A 20,662-nucleotide genomic window follows, 5' to 3' on the forward strand; every position below is an offset into this window, starting at 1 on the left:
TACAAAACCCGGACACTTCACATGCTAGCGACACTGTACGAAAAGATGATTGCAGTCCTGAAACCTTATGGCACGCTATCATCCCAAAGATGACGTTCGGCCAGTCCGACTGGCCTTTTGGGGGGATGCGACCGGGACGATGAGGGTAAGGCAGAAGATCCGCTGGTTGACCTGGATCGGCCTGACCGGTTGCCTTTTGGCGGCGATTCCCGCGCTGTACCTTCTGCATTTCGGTCTGGTCCACGAACGCGAGCGGTTGGTGGGCGAGTTGGCCCAGTCCGCGCGCGCCGTCCTGCAACGCATGGACGAGGCCGTGGTGAAGGGCGAGATGCAGCGCCAGGACGCCCAGGCGCACGCCCGCCTTGCCGTCGATGCGCTGAACGGTGGCCGCTTCCGGATCGAGCTGTTCACCGACGGCGCGCCGCCGTCGGGCTGGCCCGACGACGGCCGCACGCTGGTCACCCACCTGTCGTTCGAGCCGTGGGGCTGGACCGTCGCCGCCGCCGGCAGCGCGTCCGACATCGACCGCGCCCTGCTGGAGGAGTCGCTGGCCTTCCTGCTGTTCTTCGGCGTGCTGCTGGTGGTGAGCTGGCCGCTGTCCTCCTTCCTGTCGGAGCATGTGGTGGGGCCGATCGAAGGGCTGTCCAACGGCATGCGCACCCTGACGGAGGGCAGGACCGACATCGACGTCCCCGGCCGCGACCGCGACGACGAGTTCGGCGCCATGGCCCGCGCGCTGGAGTATTTCCGCCGCTCCACCCAGGCGGTTCTGGAGCGCGACGAGCGGCTGCTCGGAATCATGACCAACGTCGGCGAATCGATCGTGCTGGTCTCCGCCGACGGCACCGTGGAGGAGCGCAACCCCGCCGCCGTCCGGCTGTTCGGCGCCGACCCCGCCGGCCGGCGCTTCATCGATCTGTTCGCCGAGGGAGACCGGGACCGGGTGGCCGGGCTGCTGGAGCAGTCCGGCGCCCGTTGCGCCCCGGCCGACGCGGTCAAGGCCGACGCGCTCGGCATCTTGCGCGACGGGACGGGGATCGAGGTGTCGCTGGCGCTGTCCGGGCTGGTCGTGCAGGGGCGGCGCAGCTTCATCGCGGTGCTGGCCGACGTGACCGAGCGGCTGCGCCACGAGCGCGAGCTGCTGCGGCTGGCCACCCGCGACCGGCTCACCGGGCTGCCGAACCGGGCGATGATGGAGCAGCTGATCACCGCCGCCGCGGCGCGCGCGCGCCGGGACGGGCAGTGGTTCGCGGTGCTGTGCCTGGACCTGTCGCGCTTCAAGCTGGTCACCGACACGCTGGGCCATCAGGCCGGCGACATCCTGCTGATCGAGGTCGCCCGCCGCGTGCAGACGGTGGTCGGTGCCGGCAACGCGGTCGGGCGGGTCGGCATGGACGACTTCGCCGTCATCGTCGAATCCGCCGATGCCGACGCCGCGGCGCAGGTGGGCAAATCCATCGTCGCCGCCTTCGACGAGCCGGTGCAGCTTCTCGGCACCGAGCATTTCGTCCACCCGTCCGTCGGGATCGCCCTGTTCCCCCAGCATGCCGGCGACGCGGCGGAGCTGATGCGCGCGGCCGACACCGCGCTCTACGCGGCCAAGAAGCAGGGTGGACGCCGGGTCGCCTTCTTCCGCCAGGAGCTGGGGGAACAGGCACGCCACCATCTGGCCATCGACCGCGCGCTGCGCCGGGCGCTGGTCGGCCGCCAGTTCCTCGTCCATTACCAGCCGAAGATATCGCTCATCGACTTTTCGCTGGAAGGGTTCGAGGCGCTGCTGCGCTGGGAGCGGCCCGACCACGGGCTGGTCCCGCCCGGCGAGTTCATCCCGGTGGCGGAGGAGACCGGCTTCATCGTCCCGCTCGGCGACTGGGTGCTGGACGAGGTGTGCCGCCAGCAGCGGGAATGGATCGACCGCGGGCTGGCCTCGGTGCCCGTGGCCGTGAACATCTCCCCCCGGCACCTGCGCCAGCGCAGCGCCGACGATTTCCTGCGCATCCTCGACCGCCACGGCGTGCCGCCGGAGCTGATCGAGCTGGAGATCACCGAGGGTGCCGTGATGCAGGACCTCGACCACGCGCTCCAGGTGCTGGGCGACCTGAAGGCCATGGGCGTGCGGGTGGCGGTGGATGATTTCGGCACCGGCCACTCCTCGCTCAGCTACCTGAAGCGGCTGCCGGTGACGACGCTGAAGATCGACCGCTCCTTCGTGCAGGGCGTGCCGCACACGCGCGAGGACGCCGGCATCGTCTCCACCATCATCGCCATGGCCGACATGCTGGGGCTGGCCGTGGTGGCGGAGGGGGTGGAGCGGCCCGAGCAGGCCGCCTTCCTGCGCCACCACAACTGCACCCTGGTGCAGGGCTGGCTGACCGGCCGTCCGCAGCCGGCATCCGCCGCCATGGAACTGCTCGCCGACCGCATCCGCGAGCGTGCCTGACAAGACGCAGGGGCCACCGGCCGCCCTTCCGCGCACCCCCTCCCTTTCGGCCTAGTTCAACAACGGGCGTCATAAAAAGTTCATATTCCACAGGAATATGCCCATGATACAACAAGAAAAATATGTTTAAAAAAAGGGGGGTGTCAGATCATGGCGGGATCGTTCCGCATCGGGCAACGGCTTCATCTCCTTCAGCTTCTTGTCGGTCTCGGCATCCTCGGGCTGCTCTGGGTCTATCTGTCGACCCATGGCGCAGCGGCGGACGGCGCCGCCGTCTCGCAGCAGGCGGATCGCGAGGTCACACGGGCGCAGAGCGTCCTGACCGCGTTGCTGGGCCACAAACAGGGGCTGAACCGGTTCCTCGCCGTGCACGACGAAGCCTCGCTGACCGGTCTGCGCGCGTTGGAGGGACCATTGACCGGCGCCGTCGATGATCTGGCGGCCGCCTCTCCCGCCGTGGGCGACGCGTCGCGCGGGGCCATCGACGCCTACCGCGCCATTGCCGACAAGGCGACCGCCGCCGCCATCGAGCTGGGCCTGACCGAGGATCTCGGCCTTCAGAAGGAGTTGCGCCACGCCGTGCAGGCGGTGGAGAAACGGCTGGACCAAGCCATCACCACCCTGCCGGACGCGCAGCGGCCGGCGGTCGATAGGCTGCTGGTGACGCTGCTCATGATGCGGCGTCACGAGAAGGATTTCATGCTGCGCGGCGGGCGCGACCGCTACATGGAGCTGATCGCCCGACGCCGGACGGAATTCGCCTCGGCTCTCGCCGGCTCCCCATTCGATCCGGCGATGCGCGAGACACTGACCGGTCTGCTCGACCGCTACACGGCGGACCTGAACCGCTACGCCGACACGGCGTCGGCGCAATCCGCGGCGCTCCAGGAGGCCGACCGCCGTTTCGACGCCGCGCGCGCGCTGATCGAAACCGCGGCACGGGAGGCCGCCGGCAAGGCCGCCGCCGTGCGCGAGGAGGTGTCGACCCAGCAGGACCGTCTGCACGGCGTGATGATCGGCGCGGTTGCCGCCGTGCTGGCCGTGATGATCATCGGCGCCCAGCTCATCACGCGCAGCATCACCCGGCCGCTCCACCGGCTGACGGCGCGCATGGGGGGCATGGCCAACGGCGACCTTGCGACTCCGGTTCCCGGCGGCGAGCGGCGGGACGAGCCCGGCGAGATGGCGCGCGCGGTCGAGGTGTTCCGGCAGGGCATGCTCGAGAATGAGCGGCTGCGCACCGACCAGGACCGCCAGCGCGAGGAGGCCGAACACACCAAGAACCGGGCGCTGGTCGCCATGGCCGAGACCGTCGAACAGGAGACCGGCAAGGTCGTCCGCCGCATCGGCGAGGAGACGACGAGCCTGGACCGCACGGCCCGCTCCATGGCCGCCGCCGCCGGCAAGGTCAGCGGCAACGCGCAGGGCGTGGCCGCCGCGGCCGAGCAGGCGCTGGGCAACACCCAGACGGTGGCATCCGCCGCGGAACAGCTCAACGCCTCCATCCGCGAAATCGCCACCCGCGTGGCCCAGACCAGCACGATCGCCCGACGGGCGCTCGACGGCGGGGCGGAAACCGGCAGCGCGATGAAGAACCTCGGAGGGATCGTGGCGGAGATCGGGTCGGTGGCCGACCTCATCCAGGGGATCGCCAGCCAGACCAACCTGCTGGCGCTGAACGCCACCATCGAAGCGGCGCGCGCCGGCGAAGCCGGCAAGGGCTTCAGCGTGGTCGCCGGGGAGGTCAAGAATCTTGCCGGGCAGACGGCCCGCGCCACCGAGGAGATCAGCCGGCTGATCGCGCAGATCAACGCCGTGGCGGGCACCGCCGCCACCTCGGTGGACGGGATCACGCGCACCATCGCCGAGATGGACGGGGTCGCCGCCGCGGTCGCCGCCGCCATGGAGGAGCAGGCCGCGGCCACCGGCGAGATCGCCCGCAACATCCAGGAATCGGCCGGTGCGGTCGAGGAGGTGGCCCGCCGCATCACCGAGGTGTCGCGGGAGGCCGACGAAACCGGCCGTCACGCGGCCACCGTGCAGGACACCGCGGCGGCCGTGGCGAAGAATGTGGACGGCCTGCGCAGCAGCCTGAACCGCGTGGTGCGCGGCGCCACCAAGGAGGTCGACCGCCGACGCCTGCCGCGCTTCCCGCTGGACGCGCAGGCCGCGCTGACCGCCGGCGGAGTCGGCTACACCGGCCGGCTCCTGGACGTTTCCGAAGGCGGCGTCTCGATCGACGCCGATGGCGTGCCGGATTCCGTGGCGTCGGGCACCCTGCAGGTCCGTGGTGAGGCGGCGACGGCCGCTGTGACGATCGTCGCGCGCGACGGGAAGCGTCTGAGCCTGCGGACGGCTTGCGCCGGCGATCCGCTGATCCGTGCCCTGGTCGCACGGGCCGGCCGGGCGGACGGGAGGGCGGTGGCGTAGGCCTGATCCGCGGAATCACTCATATGTGATTTTTTTCCTTTACAAGGATAAAAAGCTGGCGTAAGAACAGAACCGTCAACGCCCGAAACGCGCCCGCCGCGCGCCGGGGCGGATGCCTCCCTCCCCAAGCCCCGCCTTCATGAGGGCCGGTTGGTGCCGCGAGCACCGGCCGGCCCTCATGCTTTTCCGCGCCGCTCCGCGCGGGCCGGCGACATCCGAGAAAGGATCAAAGTCACATGGCCACTTCGGTCGCGCAGTCCTTCGTCAAACAGTTCGAGCGCGAGGTGCACGAAGCCTACCAGCGCATGGGCTCCAAGCTGCGCAACACCGTGCGCATCAAGAACAACGTCCAGGGCGCTTCCACCGTCTTCCAGAAGGTCGGCAAGGGCACCGCCTCCACCAAGGCGCGCCACGGCCAGGTGCCGGTGATGAACCTGGACCACAGCCCGGTCGAATGCGCGCTGTATGATTTCTACGCCGGCGACTGGCTGGACAAGCTGGACGAGCTGAAGACCAACATCGACGAGCGCCAGATCATCGCCAACGCCGGCGCCTACGCGCTCGGCCGCAAGACCGACGAGCTGATCATCGCCGAGCTGGACAAGTCCACCAACTACGCCGGTGCCGGCAGCGACGGGCTGACCAAGGCCAAGGTGCTGACCGCCTTCGAGATGCTGGGGGCCGCCGACGTGCCGGACGACGGCCAGCGCTACGCGGTGGTCGGCTGGAAGCAGTGGAGCCAGCTGCTCGGCATCGAGGAGTTCTCCAACACCGAGTATGTCGGCCCCGACGAGCTGCCCTGGCGCGGCACCCAGGCCAAGCGCTGGCTGGGCACCCTGTGGGTGCCCCATTCCGGCCTGTCGCTGTCGTCGGGCGTGCGGCTCTGCCACTGGTTCCACAAGACCGCGGTCGGCCACGCCTCGGGGGCCGACGTGAAGACCGACATCACCTGGCACGGCGACCGCGCCGCCCATTTCGTCAACAACATGATGAGCCAGGGCTCCTGCCTCATCGACACCACCGGTGTCGTCACCCTGCGCTGCCTCGAAAGCTGAGGCGCCGCACCGCAGGGCTGACCGACGGCGGGCGCCCGCGGCACGGCGGCGGCAAAGCCGCCACCCGCGGGCGCCCCAGGACCCAAGAAACCCCGGAGCTATCCCCATGGCCTTCCAGTCCAAGGACCTGAGCGTGCTGGCCTACGCCAACGGCTTCACCCTCTGGCATTTCACCACCACCGATGCCGCCACCGACGTGGACACCACCGGCTATTTCAACGGTGCCGCCGACATGCTGCGGGTGGGCGACATGATCCTCGCCAACACCGACACCGACGGCACCCCGGCCGCCGGCATCCTGCTGGTCGCCTCCAACGCCGCCCATGTGGTGGACGTCGCCAACCTGACGCCGGTCGGAGCGACCGACAGCGACTGAGGCGGGTGGACAGTGGTCGCGTGAAACCCCCACCCGACCCTCCCCCATCTTCGACGGGGGAGGGCTTTTTCTCCTCTCCCCGCGACGTGGGGGAGGTCGGGAGTGGGGCGCGATGCGACGACGCCCCCATCCGCCCACCCCCGGGAGGACCCTCATGGCACTGACCGCGATCGGGCTGTGCAGCCGGGCGCTGCTGCGCATCGGCGCCACGCCCATCAGCGCCTTCGACGACGGCACGGCGGAGGCGCAGGTGGCGGACGCGCTCTACGCGCCGGCGCGTGACGCGCTGCTCACCGCCAACGCCTGGAGCTTCGCCACCGCCCAGGCGACCCTGCCCCGCCTGTCGGATCCGCCCCTGGCGGATTTCGCCAACGCCTTCCAGCTTCCGGCCGATTTCCTGCGGGCGCTGGGGGCCGGCATCGGCGGGCGGGGGCGAGGGCTCGAATACCGCATCGCCGGCCGCCGGCTGCACGCCGACGCGGAGTCGGTGGTGCTGACCTACCTGTTCCGGCCGGCCGAGGCGGATTTCCCCGCCTTCTTCGACCAGGCGCTGATCGCCCGCCTGTCGGCCGAGTTCTGCATCCCGCTGACCGAGAACAGCAGCCGGGCCGAGACCATGATGAAGCTGGCGGAGACGGAGTTCCGCCGCGCCCGGCTGATCGACGCGCAGCAGGACGTGCAGCCGCGCTTCGAGGACTTCACCCTGATCGAGGCGCGCGGGTCATGACGCGCATCCGGCTGGTCAAGACCAACTTCACGGCGGGCGAGATCAGCCGCCGGCTGCTCGGCCGCGGCGACCTGCGCGCCTACGACAACGGTGCGCTGACGCTGCGCAACGTGTTCATCCACCCCACGGGGGGCGTCAGCCGCCGCTCCGGCCTCGCCTTCGTGGATGCGGCGCGCGGGGCCGGGCGGCTGGTGGCGTTCGAGTTCAACAGCGAGCAGACCTATCTGCTGGCCTTCTCCGCCGGGAAGATCGACGTCTACCGCGACGACGAACGGGTCGCCACGGTGGACGCCCCGTGGAGTGCCACGCAGCTGGCCGGGATATCCTGGACCCAGAGCGCCGACACGCTGCTCGTCTCCCACCCCGACGTCTCCCCCCGCAAGCTGACCCGCAACACCCCCACCGACTGGGTGCTGTCGGAATGGAGCTACGCGTCCGATGGCGGCGTCGTCCACCTGCCCTTCCACCGCTTCGCACCCGCGGATGTGACGCTGACCCCCTCCGGCACCAGCGGCAGCATCCTCGTCACCGCCAACGCCGCCGTCTTCGACCAGCGGCAGGAGAACACGCGGCTGCGCATCCGCGGCAAGCAGGGCCTGATCACCGCCGTGAACTCCCCCACCCAGCTGTCGGTGACGCTGCAGGAGCCCCTGCCCGACACCGCCCAGAGCACCGACTGGCAGGAGCAGGCCTTCTCGACCCTGCGCGGCTGGCCGGTGTCGACGGCCTTCCACCAGGACCGGCTGGTGATCGGCGGCTCGCGCGATCTGCCCAACCGGCTGTGGATGTCGCGATCCGCCGACATCTGGAACTTCGACCTCGGCACCGGGCTGGACGACGAATCGATCCAGTTCGGCATCCTGTCGGACCAGGTGAACGCGGTGCGCGCCGTCTTCTCCGGCCGGCACCTGCAGGTCTTCACCTCCGGGGCCGAATACATGGTGACCGGCGACCCGCTGACCCCGTCCAACATCCAGGTCAACCGCCAGACCCGCATCGGCTCCCCCATCGACCGCACCGTCGCCCCGCGCGATGTGGACGGCGCCACGCTCTTCGTGTCGCGCAACGGCAAGGAGATCCGCGAGTTCCTCTACACCGACACCGAGCAGGCCTACCAGGCGACCGACCTCGCCCTGCTGGCCCGCCACATCGTCCGGGCGCCGCGCGACCAGGATTTCGACAAGACCCGTCGGCTGCTGTTCGTCGTCATGGAGGACGGCACGCTCGGCACCCTCACCGTCTACCGGGCCGAGCAGGTGACGGCCTGGACCCGGCTGGAGACCGACGGACTGGTGCGCTCGGTCGCGGTGGTCGGCGACGACGTCTATCTGCTGGCCGAGCGCGCCGGCACCTGGACCATCGAGCGGTTCGACGACACGCTCCGGCTCGACGCCGCCCTGGTGGGCGACGCCGCGACCGACACCGCCCTGTGGTCCGGGCTGGACCATCTGGAGGGGCGCACGGTCGGGGTGGTGGCCGATGGTGTCGTGCGCCCCGACGCGACGGTGGTGACCGGGCGCATCAGCATCGACCCGCCGGCCCGCCATCTGGAAGCCGGGCTGCGCTTCGCCCACATCATCGAGCCGCTGCCCCCCAACCAAGTCGGGCAGGCCGGCGGCACCGGCGACACGCTGCGGCTCGTGGAGGTCGGTTTCCGCCTGGAGGACACGGCGGCGCTGCGCGTCGATCTCGGCCAGGGGCCCTATGACCTGCCGCTCCACCGCTTCGGCCCGCAGCCGGCCGAGGGCGAGCCGCCGACGCCGGTCAGCGGCGACCGCCGGCTGCGGGCCCTGGGCTGGCGTCGCGACATCGACCGCCCGCTCTGGCGCATCGAGCAGGATGCGCCGCTGCCCTTCACCCTGCTTTCCGTGACCACATCGCTGAAGGTGAACGACTGATGGCCTCCATCGCCCCCCTTCTCACGGCCGCACTGCCGGTCGCCACGTCCGTGATGAACAACACGCAGAAGCGCAACGAGACCAGCGCCTCCACCCAGCAGTCCCAGGCCGAGCTGGAGTACCGCCGGCAGCAGGTCGCCGCGCAGGCGGAAATCCAGCGCCAGCAGGCCGAATACCAACGCCAGCAGGACGAGTACCAGCGTCAGCAGGCGGCAGCGGTGGCCGAATACCAGCGCCAGCAGGACGAGCTGGCGCGCCAGGACGCCGCCGCCCGCGCCGCGGCCGAGGCCGCCGCGCGCGAGCGCCAGTACCAGATCGACGCCGAGACCCGCCAGCAGGAGGCGGTGCGGCGCCAGCAGGAGCAGGAGCGCGCCTGGGCACACGAGGCCGAGGTGCGCCGGCTGGAGCAGGAGGCCGCCGCCGCGCTTGCCGCCCAGCAGCGCCAGCAGGCCATGGACGCGCTGACCCAGCAGCAGCGGCAGGAGGGCGACCAGCTCAGCAGCCGGCTGGGCGGCGAGTTGCAGGCGGAGGAGGAGGCGTCGCGCACCCGCCTCGCCCAGTATTCGGCCACCGCCGCGGCCGACGAGCAGGCACGCCGCGACGCGCTGCGCCGCGCCATGGCGCGCACCCGCGCGACGCTGGGCGCCAACGGCGTCAGCTCCCGCGACGGGTCGGGCGAGGCCATCCTGCTGGGCCAGGTGAAGGAAACCGACCAGCAGAGCAGCGCCGCCCAGCAGGCCGAGGCGCTGCGCCGCCAGGCCGAGCAGGAGACGCTGGACACCCGCCGCCGCCGCAACCTGCTCGAACAGTCCCAGCTCGCCGAACGCCAGCGGCTGGAGTTCCTCAGCCGCTTCTCGTGACGCCTCCCCGCGGAGCCATGGATGACCAGCCTTCAGATCCCGCGCGGCATCCCGCGCGCGCAGTATGTGGCCGACGGCGCGCAGACGGCCTTCACCTTTCCCTTCCCCATCCTCGCGTCGGAGGATCTGGAGGTGTTCCTGGACGCGGCGCGCCAGCTCACCGGCCACAGCATCACCGGGGCCGGGGTGACCGCCGGCGGCACCGTGACCTTCGCCGCGGCACCGCCGGCCGGCACCGTGGTGCTGCTGCGCCGGCGCATGCCGATCGAGCGGATGACCGATTTCCTGGAAAGCGGGCCGCTGCCCGCCACGTCGCTGAACCGGGAGTTCGACGCGCTGACCGCGTGCCTGCAGCAGGTCGCCGCCGACCAGGAGACGATGCTGCGCTACCCGGAGAACGACCTGCCCGCCTCCTCCGTCCTGCCGCTGCGCGCGGTGCGGGCGGGGCGGCTGCTCGCCTTCGATTCGACCGGCAACCCGGTGGCGCAGGCCCCGGTGGACGAGGAGGCGCTGTCCACCTACCAGCCGAGCGCCATTGGCGGCGTGCCCCGCCCGATCCGCGACAAGCTGGGCGATGCCGTGTCGGTTCGCGATTTCGGCGCCGCGGGGGACGGCACCGTCGACGACACGCTGGCCTTCCAGACCGCGCTGACCGCGGCGCGCACGGTGCGGGTGCCGGCCGGCACCTACCGCGTCACCGGGACCATCACGGTGGGCTACGGGCAGTCGCTGCTGGGCGACGGGCAAGCGTCGGTGGTCCGCGCCTCGTCCAACGAGGTCGACCTGATCCACCTGCCGGACGGCTACGCCACGGTGAGCGGGCTGCGGCTGGAGAACGGGCTGGCCGGCATCCGCCTGTTCGGGCGCGACGGACCCTGCGTGCAGAACGCGCTGACCGACCTGACGCTGTGGGACCAGACCGACGGCATCGTGCTCGACGGCCACACCTCGCCCGACCGCCCCTGCTACTGGAACAACATCGCCCGCGTTCTGGTGGCGCGCCCGGCCCGCAACGGGGTGTGGCTGACCCGCAGCGGCGACGGCGACACCGCCAACGCCAACCGCTTCCACTGCGTGCGGGTCTATTCGCTGTCGGCCCCCATGACGGGCAGCGGCTTCTTCGTGGAGCACGGGCGCTACAACAACGCCTTCGTCGATTGCGAGGCGAACCTGTACCCGGAGGCCGAAGCCTGCTTCCGCATCGGCGCCGACACCGACAAGACTCTGCTGGTCAACGTCTACGCCGAGTCGCTGGGAGGGGTGCCCAACGTGCAGCTCGACGAGGGCTCGGTGGAGACGGCCATCGTCAACCTGTTCTCCGCCTCCGCCGGGCCGGCGATCCTCGACCGCTCGGGCGGGCGCTACACGGCGGTCAACGCCGGCTACCCGGAGAAGAACCGGCTGGACCGCACCCGCGTGCGGGAGCTGGTGGTGGAGTCCCTGCGCTACGACACCGAGTATCTGGAGCCACCGGCCGGCGGGCTGGTGACGCTCGACCTCGCCAGCTCGGTCTATCTGGTCAGCGCCTATGGCGGGGCGGTGGAGGCGCGGCTGCCCCCGGCCGGTTCCGCCAACGGCCACGCGGTGACCATCAAGAAGACCGACGCGTCGGTCAACCCGGTGACGGTGACGGAGCAGGGCGGACAGGGCCCCGACGGGCGCACCGCCATCCTCGGCAACCGCTTCGACTTCGTGACCGCGGTGTCGAACGGGGCGGGCTGGTGGATCACCGGCGGCACCACCATGCCGGGCAACGTCGGTTTCCGCGACGGCCCCGGCGTCTTCTTCCCCGACCTCAACCAGTCGCTCTATCTGGTCAGCGCCTACGCCGGCTCGGTGGACGTGCGGCTTCCCACCCCCAGTGCGCCGCACGCGGTCGGGCGGACCGTCACCATCAAGAAGTCCGACCCCTCGGCCCAGGCGGTGGTGGTGTCGCGCGCCGACGGCGGCGGGCCGGACAACGAGGCGATCAACCTGTCCGGCTACGGCCACGCGATCACCGTCATGTCGAACGGCGCCGGCTGGCACATCGTCGGGCGGAACCCATGAGGGGTGGTGCCATGACGGGTGGTGAGCCGGCGCCGCCGGACGCCCCCGGCTTCGTGAGCTTCCTGGAAAACTGGAACGACTTCCAGGAGCAGTCCACCCCCGCCCATCACCGTGCCATCGCCGAGTGGCTGGAAACCGCCATGACGGAGGGCGAGCGGACGCTGCTGCTGATGGCTTTCCGCGGGGCCGGCAAATCCACCGTGGTCGGGCTGTTCGCCGCATGGCTGCTGCTGCGCGACCCCAACCGCCGGGTCATGGTGGTGGGTGCGGACCACAAGCTGGCCCGGCGCATGGTGCGCAACGTCATGCGCATCGTCGAGCTGCACCCGGATCTGGAGGGGCTGAAGCCGGCCGGCCGGGTCACCTGGTCGTCGGAGGAGTTCACGGTCGCCCGCCCGCGCGAGCTGCGCGAGCCGTCGATGATCGCGCGCAGCGTGGTCGGCAACATCACCGGCAGCCGCGCCGACGTGGTGATCTGCGACGACGTGGAGGTGCCGCGCACCTGCGACACCGCGCCCAAGCGCGGCGACCTGCGCGAGCGGCTGAGCGAGATCGACTATGTGCTGGTGCCGGGCGGCATCCAGCTCTACATCGGCACGCCGCACAGCTACTACTCCATCTACGCCGACCAGCCGCGGCCGGAGGCGGGGGAGACGGAGCCGTTCCTGGACGGCTTCCGCCGCATGGTGCTGCCGGTGTGGGATGCCGACCGCAAGCCCGCCTGGCCCGAGCGCTACGACACCGCCCACATCGAGCGCATCCGCCGCCGCCACGGCCCGGCCAAGTTCGCCACCCAGATGCTGCTGCAGCCGGTCAGCGTCAGCGCCGGGCGGCTCGACCCCGACCGCATGCGTTATTACGACGGCGAGCCGGAATACCGGGAGGCGCATGGCCGGCCGCTGCTGATGCTGGAGGGCACGCGGCTGGTCTCCGCCTCCTGCTGGTGGGACCCGGCCTTCGCCCGGCCGTCGGAGGACGGGCGGACCGGCGATTCCAGCGTCGTCGCCGCGGTGTTCGGCGGCGAGGACGGGCGGCTGTTCCTGCACCGCGTGGCCTATCTGACCGTCGACCCGAACGACCCGGCAACCGAAGCGGCGCAGCAGTGCCGGCAGGTGGTGGATCTCGTCCGCGCCCTGCATCTGCCGGGCGTGCATGTGGAGACCAACGGGCTCGGCACCTTCCTGCCCGGCCTGTTGCGGCAGAGCTTCGGCAAGGCGCGGCTGGCCGCCGCGGTGATCGGGGTCGCGTCGCGCACGCCCAAGGAGAAGCGGATCGTCGAGGCGTTCGACGCGCCGCTGGCCGACGGGCGCATCCACGCCCACCGCAGCCTGTGGGACACGCCCTTCGTGCGCGAGATGCGGGAATGGCGGCCCGGCGGCCGGTCGCGCGTGCACGACGACGGGCTGGACGCGGCGGCCGGCGCCCTGTCCTGCGAACCCCTGCGCTTCGACCACCCGCCCCCCGCCGCCCGCCGGGCCGGCTGGCAGCCGGAGCCCGTGGTGGCCGACCACGACTGGCCGCTCTGACACTGGCCGCTCTGACAAGGGAGCGTCCGCAACCCTTCCAATCGACAACGGGAGTTTCCCCATGACCGAGCCCATCGACGTGACCTGGTGGATCACGGCGGTCGAGCTGCCGGCGCTGGCCGGCCTGTTCTGGCTGATCCTGCGGCAGCGGCGCGAGTCGGAAGACGCGCTGGAGTCGCTGCGCGCCCGCGCCGAGGCCGCGCAGGCGCAGGTGCGCGAGAGCCTCGCCGCCTACAAGCTGGAGGTGGCCAAGACCTATGTGTCCACCGGCACCCTGAAGGACGTGGAGACACGGCTGACCGACCATCTGCTGCGCATCGAGCGTAAGCTGGAAGGCGCCGCACCCGCCGGGGAGATCCGGCGATGACGGCGCGCCGGCTGATGCCGGTGACCACGGACATCACAACCCTGCCCGCGGCTCCACCCGTGCAGCCCGACGCCGCGGCGTACGGGGTGGACGCGGTCGACACGCTGGCCCGCACCCTGTGGGGCGAGGCGCAGGGCGAGCCGGTTCGTGGAATCGAGGCGGTGGCCGCGGTGATCGTCAACCGTCTCCGTCGGGCGGACGCCAGGGGCGCTCCCGCCGTTCGACGCGAGTCGTTGCGCTATTCCTGCTGGGCTGTGGATTTTCCCGACCGGCCGCGGATGCTGGCGGTCGACGGCACCGACCCGGTCTTCGCCACCTGCCTGCGGGTGGCGCGCCGCGCGGTGGCCGGTGTCCTGCCCGACCCGACGGGCGGCGCCACCCGGTATCACCGGGCCGGCGACCGCCCGGACTGGGCGGAGGGCCTGTTCCCCACCGCCGAGATCGGCGGCAGCCTGTTCTACGGCGGGGAGGACTGATCCGGCGGGCGATGGCCCGCCGGCGTCAGGACGCCGCGCGGATCATCGCCTGGTAGATGCGCCAGGCCACTTCGACCGTGACGCCCCCGGCGCGCGCGCCGTCCGCCAGCATGGCGGCGCTCGGCTTCAGCGGCACCGGGGTGCGGCACGGGTCGATGGGGGTGAGGTTGTCATCCGAACCGATGATGGCCGCACCGGTGTTCATAGCACGCTCTTTGAGGATCGAAATCGAGATCGCGTTCATGTGGCACCTCCGCTTACATACACGCATATTCAGCAAGAGTGGTGCCAAACTCCGTCGCGCCCCGCGTGCATGACGAGATGCTTGTCTTTCCTCGTTTTCACCCCCGCTGGGCGGACTGGCGAGGCCGTTCGGTAATTGCAAAACGCCATCAGGGATCGATTCGAACAATCGCATTTTGCAAAATGCGATTCCTCCGCTTCGATCTGGCACACCACCGTCCCTTTGGGATAACGTCCCGGCGCCATGACCGACCCCATCATCTTCCACATGTGCCGCGCCGAGGAATGGGAGCGCGCCGTCGCCGCCGGTTCGTACCGCGGCTCGTCGCAGGATGCGGCCGACGGCTTCATCCATTTCTCCACCGCCGCCCAGCTCGCCGGCAGTGCGGCGAAGCACCGCACCGGCCAGACCGGGCTTCTGCTGCTGACCGCCGATGCGGCGGCGCTCGGTGACGCGTTGCGCTGGGAAGCGGCGCGCGGCGGGCAGCTCTTCCCCCATCTCTACGGCGCCCTGCCGGTGGTGGCGGTGACCCGCGTGGACCCGCTGCCGCTGGGTGCCGACGGGCTGCACGTCATCCCGGCGCACGCGCATCCGGCGGGTGACGACGGAGAGCGCCCGTGATCGACCTGTTCCCCATCGTCGGCCCGATCCTGCGACGTTTCGATCCGGAGACGGCGCACACCATCACCATCCGTGCGCTCGCCACCGGGCTGATGCCGGGGCCGCGCGCGGCCGACGACCCGGTGCTGCGCATCCGCCTGTGGGGGCGCGACTTCGCCAACCCGCTGGGTCTCGCGGCCGGCTTCGACAAGAACGCCGAGGTGCCGGACGCCATGCTGCGGCTGGGCTTCGGCTTCGTGGAGGCGGGCAGCGTCACCCCGCGGCCGCAGCCGGGCAACCCCCGCCCCCGCCTGTTCCGCCTGCCCGAGCAGGGTGCCGTGATCAACCGCATGGGCTTCAACAACGAGGGGCTGGAGCCCTTCGCCGCCCGGCTGGAACGGCGCCGCACCGACCCGCGCTGCGCGCCGGGCCTGGTCGGGGCCAACCTCGGCAAGAACAAGGACACGGCGGAGGCCGCCGACGACTACGCGCTGGGGGTGCGGCGGCTGGCGCCGCTGGCCGACTACCTGGTCGTCAACGTCTCGTCCCCGAACACACCGGGGCTACGGGCACTCCAGGGGCGGGAGCCGCTGCGGGTGCTGCTGCGCCGGGTGCTGGACGAACGGGCGGCCTGCCGGCTCGACAACCCGCCGCCCCTGCTGCTGAAGATCGCCCCCGACCTGACGGAAGAGGACAAGGCCGACATCGCCGCGGTGGCGCTGGAGACCGGGATCGACGGGCTGGTCGTCTCCAACACCACCATCGCCCGCCCGCCCGGCACGCCCGAGCGCTTCCGCGGCGAGGCCGGCGGCCTGTCCGGCCGACCGCTGCTCGGCCCCTCCACCACGCTGCTGGCCGACATGTTCCGGCTGACCGGCGGCACGCTGCCGATCGTCGGTGTCGGCGGCATCGCCGGCGGGGCCGACGCCTACGCCAAGATCCGCGCCGGCGCGTCGTTGGTGCAGCTCTACACCGCGCTCGTCTACGGCGGCCCGGCGCTGATCACCGGCATCAAGAGCGGGCTGGCCGCCCTGCTGAAACGCGACGGCTTCGCCGCGCTGGCCGACGCGGTGGGCGCCGACCACCGCTGAGCCACCGCCGGCAACCCCGGGGCCACCATTAACCATCGGGAAAGCCGGCTCGGCGACAGTCCGGCGGGTTGTTCCGCCCCTCCCTGCGCTTCGCAAGGGTCCCCATGTCCTTCGTGACCCATCTCGCCTACGGGCTGGCCTACATCATCGCCGGCGTGTCGCTGGGGGCGGCGCTTCCCTACATGCGGCCGGAGATGGACCCGCTGCTCGGCTGGCTGACGGGCGCCGTCGTCATCCTGGCCGGCGCGCTGGCGCACGAGGTGCTGACCCGCCGCGACCGCGGGCGCGGCCAGTTCGCCCATGCCCATGAGCTGGAGCTGGCGCTGGAGAACATGGTCGCCGAGGTGACCCGCCAGCAGGAGGAGGTCGATCGCCTGACCGCCCGGCTGGAGGAGGCGCGCCGCACCGGCGGGCTGGTCGATTACGACACCGTGATGCACGAGGTGAAGCTGCTGCAATCGCTGGTCGGGCGGCTCCAGGACAAGCGCGGGCCGGCCGCGGCACCCGCCACGGCCAGGGCCCCCGAGACGCCGCGCACGGCCGCCCCCCGCAAGCCGCTGGAAAGCGGCGTTCCGCTGGTCGGAGCGCCCGCCGCCCCGCCGCATCCGGCCCACCCCGCGCCCCGTCTCAACGACGCCTCGGTGCTGGAGACGGTGCGCGACGCGCTGAAGGCCGACCGCATCGACATCTACCTGCAGCCCATCGTCAGCCTGCCGCAGCGCAAGCACCGCTTCTACGAGGTGTTCTCGCGGGTGCGCGCGGCCGACGGGTCGCAGGTCATGCCCGACCGCTATCTGGAGATCGCCGAGCGCGAAGGGCTGATCGCCACCATCGACAATCTGCTGCTGGTCCGCTGCATCCAGCTGATCCGCGAGACGGAGCGGCGTCAGCACCACATCGGCTTCTTCTCCAACATCTCCGCCGCCACCGTCGGCGACGCCGATTTCATGCGGCAGTTCCTGCAATTCATGGGGCAGAACGATGGGCTGGTGCCCAAGCTGGTGTTCGAGCTGAGCCAGGAGCATTGGCGCGAGGGCGGCCCGGCCGCGATCAACCTGCTGGGCCAGCTCGCGCGGATCGGCTTCCGCTTCTCCATGGACCAGGTGACCGACCTGAACATCGACGTGGACGCTCTGGTGCGGGCGGAGGTGCGCTACCTGAAGCTGGACCGCGCCCTGCTGCTCGACCCCGCCATGCGCCCGCGGGCGGAGGCGCTGCGCCGTCGCATCGAGGGGCAGCCGGTCGACCTGATCGTCGAGAAGATCGAGACCGAGAATCAGCTCATCGAGCTGCTCGACATGGGCATCGACTTCGGCCAGGGCTACCTGTTCGGCGAGCCGCGCCTGAGCCGCAAGCCAGGCTGACCCGCTGGACGGCGCCGCATCGCGCCTTGCCGCGATCGGCCGGGCGTGCCAGAAAGACCGGCCCGCCCACCACCCCGCCGATCCGATGCCCGATTTCCAGACGATCACCGGCCTGTCCCAGGTCATCGACCGTTACGATGGCGTAATCCTCGATCTGTGGGGCGTCATCCACGATGGCGGCAAGCCCTATGACGGGGTGCCCGACTGCCTGGACCGGCTGGCCGCGGCGGGCAAGGCGGTGTGCCTGCTGTCGAACGCGCCGCGCCGCACCGCCGGGGTCGAGGCCAAGCTGAGCGGCATGGGCATCGGCCCGGATCGTTACCAACACGTAATGACCTCCGGCGAGGCCGCCTTCGAAGCATTGCGAGATCGCAACGATCCCTGGCACGCCAAACTGGGCAACCGGCTCTACCACCTCGGGCCGAAACGCGACCGCGACGTGTTCGAGACGCTGGGGTGCGTCGAGGCGGCATCGCCGGACGCGGCGGATTTCGTGCTGAACACCGGCACGCTGGATTTCGACGACACGCTGGACGTCTATGTGCCGGTGCTGGAGGCCTGCGCCGCCGCCGGCCTTCCCATGATCTGCGCCAACCCCGATCTTGTCGTGCTGATCGGCGACCAGATGGCGCTGTGCGCCGGCACGCTGGCCCAGCATTACGAGACGCTGGGTCGGGAGGTCGCCTACCACGGCAAGCCGCACGCCCCGGTCTACCGCCGCTGCCTGGAACTGATGGGCGGTCCCGACCGGCAACGCGTGCTCGCCATCGGCGACAGCTTCCGCACCGACGTGGCCGGCGCCAACGCCGCCGGCATCGATTCCGCCTTCGTAACGGGCGGCATCCACCGGGAGGAGCTGGGCATCCGCTGGGGCGAGACCCCCGACCCGGAACGCCTCGCCATGGCCGCCGCCACGGCCGGCCAGACCCCGACCTACGTCATCCCGCGGCTGGTCTGGTAGCGGAACTGGCGTCTGCCCCGCAGGGATTCGGTTTGTCCGGTCCGCAATTTCCGGAGTAACGTTTCCCGCACCGCCCCGACATCGGGCAGGCTTGGCAGGAACGTGACCGATGGCACTCAGCGCAGCCGCAGCACCGCGTCAGACCGTGGACGACAGCCGGGCCATCTGGCAGGGGCTGTGTCGCGAGGCGGGGGAGATCGCGGCGCGGGAGCCGATGCTGGCCGCCATGCTCGGCCGGGTGGTGCTGGAGCATGACGGGTTTGAATCCGCCCTGGCCGCGCTGCTGGCGGACAAGATTGCCGACCGGAACGTCGCGGCGGAGCCGTTGGCGGCGATCGTGGGGGAGGCGCTGGCCGACGAGCCGGCGGTGCTGGAGCAGATCCTGTCCGACCTGCGGGCGATCTGGACGCGCGACCCGGCGGCCCACACGCGGCTGCACCCCTTCCTGCATTTCAAGGGCTTCCACGCGCTGGAGACGCACCGGATCGCGCACTGGCTGTGGCGGCGGGGGCGACGCGACGTGGCGCTGTTCCTGCAAAGCCGCGGGTCGGAGGTGTTCGCGGTGGACATCCACCCGGCGGTTCCCATCGGCTCGGGCGTGTTCATCGACCATGGCACCGGCGTCGTCATCGGCGAGACGGCGGTGGTCGGCAACGACGTGTCGATCCTTCAGGACGTCACGCTCGGCGGCACCGGCAAGGAGGTCGGCGACCGCCACCCCAAGATCCGCGACGGCGTGCTGCTCTCCGCCGGGGCGAAGATCCTGGGCAACATCGAGATCGGGCGCAGCGCCAAGGTGGGGGCCGGCAGCATCGTGCTGCGCAGCGTCCCGCCCTGCGCGACGGTGGTCGGGGTTCCCGCCCGCATCGTCGGCTGGTGCCGCGACACCGTGCCGGCGCTCGCCATGGACCAGAGCCTGGACGGTTCCGGCAGCGATCCGCTGCCGCTGCCGACCCTCGGCACGCAGTCGGCCTGAACCGCGCTCAGCCTTCCGGCAGCACCACCGCGTCCTGCGGCCGGAAGGCGACGCGGGCGGGCTGGCCGGGGATGAACAGCGGCTCGTTGCCGAGATGCGGCGCCTGCACCATCAGCGGGTGGTCGCCGGCGACGGTGAGGAAGGCGTTGACGAAGGCGCCCTCGAAATCGCTGTGGGTCACCGTTCCGTCCAGCGCGTTGCCGGTGCCATCCCCGGCGGGGGCCAGCCGTTCCGGTCGCACGAACAGGATGGCGCCGTCGCCGGGCTTCAGCCCCCGCGGGTTGCGGCCCAGCAGCCGGCCGACGGGCGTGTCGAGCGCCGCCAGCCCGTCGGCCGCCTGGACCACCCGTCCGGGGAATCGGTTGGCCTCCCCCACGAAGGAGGCGACGAAGGCGGTGGCGGGGTGATCGTAGACGGTGGGGCCGTCGCCCACCTGCTCCAGCACGCCGCCGGACATCACGCCGATCCGGTCGGACATGGTCAGTGCCTCGCCCTGGTCGTGGGTGATGTAGATGAAGGTCACGCCGGTGCGCCGCTGGATGGCGCGCAGTTCCGCGCGCATGTGCTGGCGCAGCTTCAGGTCCAGCGCCGACAGCGGCTCGTCCAGCAGCAGCACATGCGGCTCGACGGCGAGCGCGCGGGCGATGGCGATGCGCTGGCGCTGGCCGCCGGACAGCTCGGTGACCTTCTTGTCGGCGGCGTCGGGCAGGGCCACCAGCTCCAGCAGCCGCTGCACGGTCCGGCGCCGCTCCGCCGCCGGCACGCCGCGCACCTCCAGCCCGAATCCGATGTTGTCGGCCACGGTCATCAGCGGGAAGAGCGCCAGATTCTGGAAGATCAGGGCGGTCGGCCGCTTGTTGGGGCCGATGCCCCGCATGTCGCGGCCGCCGATGCGCACATGCCCCTCCGTCGGCTCGGTGAAGCCGGAGATCATGCGCAGGATCGTCGTCTTGCCGCAGCCGGACGGCCCCAGGAAGCTGAAGAACTCCCCCGCGCGGATGGTGAGGCTGACGTCTCGCACCGCGGTGACGGCACCGAACCGCATGCTGACGTGGTCGAGTTCGACGTCCTGGCTCATCGGGGTCCGGGGGGAGCGTTGTCGCGTTGCGCCCCCACCCCGACCCTCCCCCACCGGAGGCGGGGGAGGGAGAAGGTAGCCCTCCCCCGTCGCAGTTGGGGGAGGGTCGGGTGGGGGCCGGGTGCAGGATCGTGCCGGCGGAAC

General features: G+C 71.2%; 18 protein-coding genes. 16 read left to right on the forward strand and 2 right to left on the reverse strand.

Features of this window, described 5'->3' with window-relative positions:
• Positions 1-139 precede the first annotated feature (139 nt).
• The 11 genes from HL658_RS10045 to HL658_RS10095 all read left to right on the forward strand — a co-directional run bounded on the left by HL658_RS10045 (position 140) and on the right by HL658_RS10095 (position 14,204).
• A complete protein-coding gene (locus HL658_RS10045) occupies positions 140-2,440 on the forward strand; it encodes a putative bifunctional diguanylate cyclase/phosphodiesterase (RefSeq protein ID WP_180282215.1) in 2,301 nt (766 codons plus the stop codon).
• A 150-nt stretch (positions 2,441-2,590) separates the two neighbouring features.
• A complete protein-coding gene (locus HL658_RS10050) occupies positions 2,591-4,870 on the forward strand; it encodes a methyl-accepting chemotaxis protein (RefSeq protein WP_180287631.1) in 2,280 nt (759 codons plus the stop codon).
• 236 nt (positions 4,871-5,106) lie between these two features.
• Positions 5,107-5,925 (forward strand): phage capsid protein, encoded by an 819-nt coding sequence (locus tag HL658_RS10055; protein WP_180282183.1) that lies wholly within the window; start codon positions 5,107-5,109, stop codon positions 5,923-5,925.
• A 106-nt stretch (positions 5,926-6,031) separates the two neighbouring features.
• On the forward strand, positions 6,032-6,301 hold the full coding sequence (locus HL658_RS10060; RefSeq protein ID WP_180282182.1) for a hypothetical protein: 270 nt from the start codon (positions 6,032-6,034) through the stop codon (positions 6,299-6,301).
• 154 nt (positions 6,302-6,455) lie between these two features.
• Positions 6,456-7,028: a phage connector family protein gene (locus tag HL658_RS10065; RefSeq protein WP_180282181.1), complete on the forward strand. Its 573-nt coding sequence runs from the start codon at positions 6,456-6,458 to the stop codon at positions 7,026-7,028.
• Positions 7,025-8,926: a phage tail protein gene (locus HL658_RS10070; protein ID WP_180282180.1), complete on the forward strand. Its 1,902-nt coding sequence runs from the start codon at positions 7,025-7,027 to the stop codon at positions 8,924-8,926. The genes HL658_RS10065 and HL658_RS10070 overlap by 4 nt, the downstream gene beginning before the upstream one ends.
• Complete coding sequence (locus HL658_RS10075) at positions 8,926-9,786, forward strand: coiled-coil domain-containing protein (RefSeq protein ID WP_180282179.1); 861 nt, start codon at positions 8,926-8,928, stop codon at positions 9,784-9,786. The genes HL658_RS10070 and HL658_RS10075 overlap by 1 nt, the downstream gene beginning before the upstream one ends.
• Before the next feature lie 21 nt (positions 9,787-9,807).
• Complete coding sequence (locus HL658_RS10080) at positions 9,808-11,835, forward strand: phage tail fiber domain-containing protein (RefSeq protein WP_180282178.1); 2,028 nt, start codon at positions 9,808-9,810, stop codon at positions 11,833-11,835.
• Complete coding sequence (terL, locus tag HL658_RS10085; RefSeq protein ID WP_246337461.1) at positions 11,832-13,361, forward strand: phage terminase large subunit; 1,530 nt, start codon at positions 11,832-11,834, stop codon at positions 13,359-13,361. The genes HL658_RS10080 and terL overlap by 4 nt, the downstream gene beginning before the upstream one ends.
• Before the next feature lie 61 nt (positions 13,362-13,422).
• Positions 13,423-13,728, forward strand: coding sequence for a hypothetical protein (locus HL658_RS10090; RefSeq protein ID WP_180282176.1), 306 nt, complete (start codon positions 13,423-13,425; stop codon positions 13,726-13,728).
• Complete coding sequence (locus HL658_RS10095) at positions 13,725-14,204, forward strand: cell wall hydrolase (protein ID WP_180282175.1); 480 nt, start codon at positions 13,725-13,727, stop codon at positions 14,202-14,204. The genes HL658_RS10090 and HL658_RS10095 overlap by 4 nt, the downstream gene beginning before the upstream one ends.
• Positions 14,205-14,229: 25 nt before the next feature.
• Here the strand turns inward: HL658_RS10095 and HL658_RS10100 are convergent, their stop codons facing one another.
• Positions 14,230-14,448, reverse strand: coding sequence for a hypothetical protein (locus HL658_RS10100; RefSeq protein WP_180282174.1), 219 nt, complete (start codon positions 14,446-14,448; stop codon positions 14,230-14,232).
• A gap of 243 nt (positions 14,449-14,691) precedes the next feature.
• On the opposite strand from HL658_RS10100, the gene HL658_RS10105 reads away from it, so the two are divergent.
• The 5 genes from HL658_RS10105 to cysE all read left to right on the forward strand — a co-directional run bounded on the left by HL658_RS10105 (position 14,692) and on the right by cysE (position 19,440).
• The gene (locus tag HL658_RS10105) at positions 14,692-15,069 is read left to right on the forward strand and encodes a DUF952 domain-containing protein (protein ID WP_180282173.1); all 378 of its coding nucleotides are present in this window, start codon (positions 14,692-14,694) and stop codon (positions 15,067-15,069) included.
• A complete protein-coding gene (locus HL658_RS10110) occupies positions 15,066-16,139 on the forward strand; it encodes a quinone-dependent dihydroorotate dehydrogenase (protein WP_180282172.1) in 1,074 nt (357 codons plus the stop codon). The genes HL658_RS10105 and HL658_RS10110 overlap by 4 nt, the downstream gene beginning before the upstream one ends.
• 104 nt (positions 16,140-16,243) lie before the next feature.
• Entirely contained in the window at positions 16,244-17,503 is a 1,260-nt protein-coding gene (locus HL658_RS10115) for an EAL domain-containing protein (RefSeq protein WP_180282171.1), read from the forward strand.
• 85 nt (positions 17,504-17,588) lie between these two features.
• Positions 17,589-18,464 carry a TIGR01459 family HAD-type hydrolase gene (locus HL658_RS10120; RefSeq protein WP_180282170.1) on the forward strand — a complete coding sequence of 292 codons (876 nt, stop codon included), beginning with the start codon at positions 17,589-17,591 and terminating at the stop codon, positions 18,462-18,464.
• A 109-nt stretch (positions 18,465-18,573) separates the two neighbouring features.
• Entirely contained in the window at positions 18,574-19,440 is an 867-nt protein-coding gene (gene cysE, locus HL658_RS10125) for a serine O-acetyltransferase (protein WP_180282169.1), read from the forward strand.
• Positions 19,441-19,447: 7 nt separating this feature from the next.
• Here cysE and HL658_RS10130 read toward each other — a convergent pair whose 3' ends face one another.
• The gene (locus HL658_RS10130) at positions 19,448-20,518 is read right to left on the reverse strand and encodes an ABC transporter ATP-binding protein (RefSeq protein ID WP_180282168.1); all 1,071 of its coding nucleotides are present in this window, start codon (positions 20,516-20,518) and stop codon (positions 19,448-19,450) included.
• Positions 20,519-20,662 lie beyond the last annotated feature (144 nt).

Source organism: Azospirillum oleiclasticum (assembly GCF_013423485.1).
Classification (GTDB): Bacteria; Pseudomonadota; Alphaproteobacteria; order Azospirillales; family Azospirillaceae; genus Azospirillum; species Azospirillum oleiclasticum.